Below are 2,506 nucleotides of genomic sequence, written 5' to 3' on the forward strand. Positions count from 1 at the left end.
TGCTTTTGCCCCCGATCGTCGTATGGCTTGTGACCGGCGATCAAGAAGCGGTGCAGCGTTACATGCGACGCTCGGCAAGGCGTTTTGCCACAAGGGTGCGGTCTATACCTAAAAGCAAATTCGTCGTCGGGACTTTGGCCGTCAGCCGCGCATTTCTTGTTCGCGCCCGCGTCTTCCTAATTCGTGCCCGCGTCTTCCTGATTCGTGCTCGCCTCTTCCTCATGATGCGATTCAATCACGGCGCCCCGGAGACATTCCCCAACACGATGTTCGGACCGCTTTATTGAGCGAGATTGTCAGCTGGGGAAATAAGAGATTAAGAGATTTGCCCGTCTCTGCGGCATGGTTGCGAATCGCCGCCGGTCACGCCGCCGAAGGTGGAACCGATATTAGCGATGGCACGGCAGCCGGGCTCGATCCTTGCAATTGCCGCACCGCCGCCATCCGCGCGGTCACCGGGAGCGCGGGGACCGTCTTTCCGCGCGCATTTCGTTTTCCCTAAGCGACGAAGGCTCCTCGCCCGGTTGCCGACGCGAAACTATCGGCTTGTCCGCCTTCTTGGGAAAAGGGAATTTCCTCTTCGCCTTTTTGAGTGAACCCGGCGGCATGAGGGGAAGCGACTTGCCTGCGTACGAAATCTTCCTCAAGATTCGCCAGCATCAAGTAATATTTCTCCAGCAAGCGGTAGCACTCGCCAAATTCGGCCGACGACGTGTTCTTGGCCGAAAGCTGGCACTTGGCCGCCCGATCGCGGTAACCCTGTGCCCAAGCGAAGTGGTCGACCATCGCGCGCTCGCGGATTGTGACTTCTTCGGCTGAGCTTGCTCAGGGCTCCGGCAACGGGTCAAGGTTGGGTGTGGATAAGTTGCCGCGTTTTCACCCTCAGGGTCGCACTGAAATCCACCGGCGCGACCTTAGCTCTCGCTTTGCGCACGAAATGCGCCGCGCGCCAAGGATGGAATTCAGCCCGCTGTGGCAGTCGGTCCAAGCATCAATTAATTGAGCAATCGGATTCAATCCCGGTCGAATTTTCCAATGCGAATTTGCGCCTCCCAATCGCATTGAAATAAATCTCGGTTCGGGCTTAGCGCCCGCGGCGCGCGTGCCAGCCCACGACGGCGTCCGGAACCGAATCGGTCGAGGGGAAATACGGCTTGACGTCGATCAGCGGTGTTTTATCCAGGCAGTCGACGCCGGCGACATAAAGCGTGTTGCCCTCGATGCGCAACAGCCGCGCCACCGAAACTGCGATCGGATTGGGCCGTGCCGGTGAGCGCAAGGCGAATGTGCCGCGCGACTCGGAATAGTGTCTCGGCGCCTGCAGCACGAGATCGCGGCGCGCCCGGTGCATCCAATAGAGCAGCAGGACGTGGCTGACCGTCTCAAGGCCCTGCAGGCCCCTCACCCAACGCGGATCGAGTTCGGCGCGGCAGACTGCATCGGATTCCCGCGCGTTCTTCGGACATTGCTCGCGGCTTTGCCAGGGCGTGCGCATCCGCCCGATGAAGTAGACCGAGGCGTCAGTATCGCCCGGCAGTTCGACGGCAATCTCGCCGCCGCGCAGCGCCGGCCAGTCGTCGCCGGCAACGGCCACAGCCGGCTGAACTGGACTACCGGTCCCGCGACTTTTGGGTCCGCGACTCTTGGGCCCGTGACTGTTGGGCCGATCTGGCTCACCTTTTTTGATCATCGCGATACGGTGGCACGCGATCCGGCTGGCTGCCAGGGCCCTGAAAACCGGATGCCGAGTCCCTGTCGGGGGCATGCTCCCACACCCGTTTGCCCATTCTTGGCAGGAGGGGTTGCACCCTACGGTTTAACGATATAAAGATATGCTTATATGGAACCGCAGGTGCCATGGATGGATCATCAGCAACTGCCTTTCGCCGGCCTGACGGCGGTGCTCAAGGCCGCGGGTGAGGCGACAAGGTTGCGCATTTTAGCGCTCTTGACCGAGGTCGAATTGACGGTATCCGAACTCATGGAAATCTTGCGCCAATCGCAGCCGCGGCTGTCCCGTCATTTGCGGCTTCTTGCCGAAGCCGGCCTCGTCGAGCGTTTCCGCGAGGGGTCCTGGGCTTTCTTCCGCATCGGCGAGCGGGGCGGCCGCGCCGATCTCGCCCGTTTGCTGATTGGCCGGGTTGAGCCGGATGACCCGATCGTGGCGCGCGACCGAGAACGGCTTGCCGCTGTACGTGCCACGCGCGCCGCCGCCGCGCAGAATTACTTTCGGCGTCACGCCGCGCAGTGGGACCGCATCCGTCAACTGCATGTCGCCGACGCGGCTGTCGAGGACGCGATACGCGCCACCCTGACCGACAAGCCGATCCGTGCACTTCTCGATCTCGGAACGGGCACTGGCCGGATGCTTGAACTGTTCGCAACCGACATCGAGCGTGGGCTCGGTCTCGACTTGTCGCTCGACATGCTGGCGCTGGCCCGCGCACGGCTCGATCGCGCCGGGCTCAAGCACTGCAGCGTGCGCCACGGCGACATTTATGACTTG

Annotated in this window: 4 protein-coding genes; 3 read left to right on the forward strand and 1 reads right to left on the reverse strand. The window is 61.9% G+C overall.

Annotation, left to right across the window (positions count from 1 at the left end):
- Both VEJ16_17020 and VEJ16_17025 read left to right on the forward strand, forming a co-directional pair.
- On the forward strand, positions 1-287 hold a 287-nt coding region (locus VEJ16_17020), incomplete at its 5' end, for a hypothetical protein (GenBank protein ID HYB11367.1).
- A 334-nt stretch (positions 288-621) separates the two neighbouring features.
- Entirely contained in the window at positions 622-819 is a 198-nt protein-coding gene (locus VEJ16_17025; GenBank protein HYB11368.1) for a hypothetical protein, read from the forward strand.
- Between the two features lie 265 nt (positions 820-1,084).
- On the opposite strand, the gene tsaA is transcribed toward VEJ16_17025, so the two are convergent.
- Complete coding sequence (tsaA, locus tag VEJ16_17030; GenBank protein ID HYB11369.1) at positions 1,085-1,594, reverse strand: tRNA (N6-threonylcarbamoyladenosine(37)-N6)-methyltransferase TrmO; 510 nt, start codon at positions 1,592-1,594, stop codon at positions 1,085-1,087.
- 267 nt (positions 1,595-1,861) lie between these two features.
- Here tsaA and VEJ16_17035 point away from each other — a divergent pair.
- On the forward strand, positions 1,862-2,506 hold a 645-nt coding region (locus VEJ16_17035), incomplete at its 3' end, for a metalloregulator ArsR/SmtB family transcription factor (GenBank protein HYB11370.1).

This window comes from Alphaproteobacteria bacterium, assembly GCA_035625915.1.
Lineage (GTDB): Bacteria > Pseudomonadota > Alphaproteobacteria > JACZXZ01 > JACZXZ01 > DATDHA01.